Genomic DNA, 4,250 nt, shown 5'->3' with positions numbered 1-4,250 from the left:
GGGACGTCATGAATAGGTGCCCATCTATTGTTACGTGGGCACCTAATGTCACCGGACAAGGCCTTCCGCGGAAGATGTGTTCAGCAGCCGGTTACCAAGCTGCTTAGGAACGGCGGACCTATCTAACGGCAGGTGGCGCTCAACTCTGGATTCAGAGAATCACATCCGGCGAGGATCATCAGGACAAGCATTGACACGGCTCGCTTTCGCTGACAGATTAATATTCAGCGCCGATTTGAATCTCAGCTTGCGGGCGCTCTATAAATGCCGCTAAAGCGACGCCAGAGGCCCGCTTTAGCACATGCAAAGCGGGTTTCTTGTTGTCTGGCCTTCGGGCCTCCGCCGATTTAAGCACCAACTTGCGGGCGGGATAGAAATGCAGCTAAAGCGGCGTGCGACTCCACTCCCCTGGGGCGGCGCTTGCCGAACCACGCCTTCCGAGGCAGACCAGGGGAATTGGAGACGATCATGACGCACCGCACCACCACCTCTCACGACCACACCGCGACTGCCGACGCGGGCGGCTCTTCCGCGTCACGTCGCACTACCCTGGCCGCGCTGCTCGACCAGGACGACATCGTGCGCCCGGAGCTTCGCAATGCCGCCATTCTCGGGACGCAGCACGCATCACGGGGCTCTCGCCCTGCCGTCCGCACGTCCCATAAGCTGGCGGGGAGGTCGTGACCATGAACCTGCAACAGGAACTGCTGCTCAGGACCCAGCACCTGGCGGACGCCGATGTACTCCGTGGCATGGGCTACACGACGGCCGACGAGACGGCACTGGCGCATCTGCACGCCATGCGGAGGAGCCCCTATCTCGGCCTGGAGAAGACGCACCGGGACGCCCGCTACGGCGAGCGCGGCTTTATAGAGGCACTGTGCCGCTGTTCCGGGCTCGACGAGGCCGGCTCCCTGGCCGCCATCGAGAGCCTCGAGAAGCGACTCGCCGAGGACCGCGCGGCCTTTCGCCACTGGCTGTTCGCCGATACCGACTATGTGCGCGGCCCCGGCACGCCGATCTTCGCCATGGCCTTCACCGAGCACTTCCGCCGGCTGAAGTTCCCGCTTGGTTTCTGGCGCCTGCCCTGGGAGGAACGCCTGGCGGCCGCCTGCCAGAAGGCCTGCGACCATATGCAGGAGAGCGGCGGCAAGCTGGTCACCTGGGGCGAGATCAAGCGCTACCACTACTGCTTCGCGAAGAAGCGCAGCATCGTCATCTCGACAACGGGCGAGGTGATCGGCGAACGGGAGGACTTCGATCCGCCACGCGCCACCTTCGGGCTGGCAGGCAGCGACGAGAACCTGGGCGACATCTTCGATCAGGACCAGGAATGAGGCACGTAGAGCAAGGGCAGCGCATGTGCCATGGGAAGCTGGCCTTTCCAGGCTCTCCGGGTAGAACAAGGGCATTGCATGACACGCATTGATCGGGACAATGGCGAGCACTCGCTCCCCCGCCCCCCACCCGCCATCACGCACGAACGAGGTCATGTACATGCACCGCGATCACCACACGCTGCTCGCCTCCGCCATCGTGCTCGCGACGGGAGTCCTCTGGGGGGTCTACTGGCTGCCGGTTCGCGCCCTCGGGGAGATGGGCCTGGCGGGGGCCTGGGGAACGGCCGCCATCACCGCTGCCACGATGGCGATTCTCCTGCCCGCTGCGGTGCGAGATCGCCGTCAACTGGCTCGCACCCCGCCTGTCGTCCTGGTCTCGATCGCCCTTGGCGGCGCGGCCTTCGCGCTCTATTCGATCGGCTTCCTCTACGGGCGGGTCGCGATCATCATTCTGCTGTGGTTTCTCAGCCCGGTGTGGAGCACGCTGATCGGCCGCTACCTGATGGGGTGGCCGACGCCCGGCCTTCGCATCGTCGCCATCGTGCTGGGGCTGGCGGGACTGACCATCATGCTGGGCGCCGACGGCACGCTCCCGCTTCCCCGGGGGGCAGGAGAGTGGATGTCGTTGATAGGCGGCATCCTCTGGTCATTCTCCACCACCGGCATCCGCGCCAAATCCACCCTCACGGCCCTGCCCGCCACCTTCGTCTTCGCCCTCGGCGCGGCCGTGACGTCGTTAGTCCTCGCCCCGGCGCTTGAGCCGCTGCCGACCCTCACCTCGCCTCAAGTCGTCACGATGACGGGGCTGGCACTGCTGACGGGGGGCCTATGGTGGGGCCTGACCCTTGTGGGGCTGATGTGGGCGGCGGTCCGGCTGGAGCCTGCACGCGTCAGCATCCTGCTGATGACGGAGGTGCTGGTGGGGGCGGTCTCCGCAGCGCTCTTCGCCGATGAGACCCTGACCGGGGTCGAGATGGCGGGCGGCGCCCTCGTGCTTGTCGCGGGAGTGCTCGAGGTCCTTCCCGCGCGCTACCTCAGAGCGGCATGACCTGTTCAGGACTTGCAACCGACGGTTTCTGGTCCTGTTGCAGCGATGTATGCCGGGGGTTACGGCATAGCGTCATGGCACAGGCTCCCCACCCATATCTCTGGAATATGTCATTACGCGGACCACGACGTCAGTGTTGCGGTCCAGATAACACAAAGGGGGGGTTCATCGAGGACTTGAGCGAACTGTTTCCAGCGCTGGAAGCGGCAATTACCGACCTGGCTGGCGCTCGAGACGTCAGATTGATCATACGACGCCCACTTCTGACAGGCATTGACCAATTCGATGATCGCCAGGGCCTGCATCCGAAGTCGCCTCTCATTCCAGACGACGACAGGGTGAATGCCATCGATGCGACGGTCCCCGGAACGACGCGGTTCCTGCCAGGCGAGCGCGAGGCGAACCAGAATCAGGCAGAAGGTCAAGCATATGACCATAGCGCAACCTGAAAAAAGAAAGAGCCGCTGATGTCTCAGCGGCTCTTTCGATATTCGTGGCGGAGGGGGAGTCCGCTTACCTGGAAAACAGCCAAGTCCAAAATGATCCATTTATTCATTGTTTTATATATATTTTTTTGAATTTATTGTCCAATGGCATCCAAAGACGTATCGCTGATTGCGGCGACAAAGTATGGGCTGGAGTATGGGCTAAGGTATGGTACGCTGATCCCTCGGATACATAGGAGATGGCCATGGGCAAGCTCACCACACGCGGGGTGCAGAAGCTGGTCAGGGAGGCCAAGCCCGGATTGACCAACGATGGCGAGGGCCTGTATCTCAAGATCGGCAAGAAAGGGGGAGCAAGCTGGATCTATCGGTTCCGGCGAAATGGCAAGCTTCGCGACATGGGCCTTGGTAGCTATTCGGACATCAGCCTTGCTGAGGCGCGTGCTCGTGCCGGCAAAAACCGTATCTTAGTCAAGGAGGGCCTTGACCCTCTTGAGGCGAAGGTAGAGGACGCACAAGCAGACGAGACGACACCCACTTTTACCAGTTGTGCCGCTCGCTACATCAAATCTCACCGTCGCAGCTGGCGAAACGCCAAGCATGCACGACAATGGGTCAGTACCCTGAAGGCCTATGCCCGCCCAATAATCGGCACCAAGCCGGTCGATGAGGTCACCACCCAGGATGTCCTGAAGATCCTGTCACCGATCTGGAACAACAAGACTGAGACGGCCAAGCGTGTGCAGGGGAGGATCGAGAACGTCCTCGACTACGCGGCGGCGCATAACTACCGGGATCCTGTGAACCCTGCTCGCTGGCGAGGCCACCTCGACAAACTTTTGGCCAAGCCATCCCGCGTCAAAAAGGTGACCCACCACCCCGCCATGCCATATGACGTGGTTCCAACCTTCATGGCTGAACTCCGGGGCTACACGAGCATCTCCGCCAAGGCGTTGCAGTTTCTGATACTGACAGCGACACGAACCTCAGAAGTGCTTCGTTCGGAGTGGCCCGAGATCGACCTCGAGAATGAGACTTGGACGATCCCAGCCGACCGGATGAAGGCACGTCGTGAGCATCGGGTGCCGCTGTCTCGGCAGGCGATGGAGCTGCTGACCCAGCTGCCAAGGGTGAATGGCAATCCGTATGTCTTCCCCGGAGCTCGCCAGGGTCGTCCCCTCTCCAATATGGCCATGCTGCAGTTGATGCGCGGAATGGGCTATGGCCCGGATGGCGAGCGTGGTGACTACGTGCCCCACGGTTTTCGCTCGAGCTTTCGTGACTGGACAGGCGAGGTCACCAGCTACCCTATCGACGCCGGAGCTATAAGTCCGTAAATCATCAAAACAGATTGTCCCCCCGACCCGCATGACCTTTCCTTGCTGGTGACCAAACCTGTAAGGGCCGCGCCATGCT

The 4,250-nt window shown here is 61.8% G+C and carries 3 protein-coding genes; all 3 read left to right on the top strand.

Features of this window, described 5'->3' with window-relative positions; genetic code table 11:
* Positions 1 to 686: 686 nt before the first annotated feature.
* Positions 687 to 1,337: a hypothetical protein gene (locus tag DFP85_RS18675; protein ID WP_133637911.1), complete on the top strand. Its 651-nt coding sequence runs from the start codon at positions 687 to 689 to the stop codon at positions 1,335 to 1,337.
* 154 nt (positions 1,338 to 1,491) lie between these two features.
* Positions 1,492 to 2,388, top strand: a complete 897-nt coding sequence (locus tag DFP85_RS18670) for a DMT family transporter (RefSeq protein ID WP_208108553.1) — start codon at positions 1,492 to 1,494, stop codon at positions 2,386 to 2,388.
* 691 nt (positions 2,389 to 3,079) lie between these two features.
* The gene (locus DFP85_RS18665; RefSeq protein WP_208108552.1) at positions 3,080 to 4,171 is read left to right on the top strand and encodes a tyrosine-type recombinase/integrase; all 1,092 of its coding nucleotides are present in this window, start codon (positions 3,080 to 3,082) and stop codon (positions 4,169 to 4,171) included.
* The last annotated feature ends 79 nt before the right edge of the window (positions 4,172 to 4,250 follow it).

It is taken from the genome of Halomonas ventosae (assembly GCF_004363555.1).
Taxonomy (GTDB): Bacteria; Pseudomonadota; Gammaproteobacteria; order Pseudomonadales; family Halomonadaceae; genus Halomonas; species Halomonas ventosae.
This window is presented reverse-complemented; position numbering and strand designations above follow the sequence as displayed.

Coding starts and splice junctions, on each gene's coding strand:
- DFP85_RS18675 (WP_133637911.1), top strand. CDS start 687: ATGAACCTGCAACAGGAACTGCTGCTCAGGACCCAGCACCTGGCGGAC.
- DFP85_RS18670 (WP_208108553.1), top strand. CDS start 1,492: ATGTACATGCACCGCGATCACCACACGCTGCTCGCCTCCGCCATCGTG.
- DFP85_RS18665 (WP_208108552.1), top strand. CDS start 3,080: ATGGGCAAGCTCACCACACGCGGGGTGCAGAAGCTGGTCAGGGAGGCC.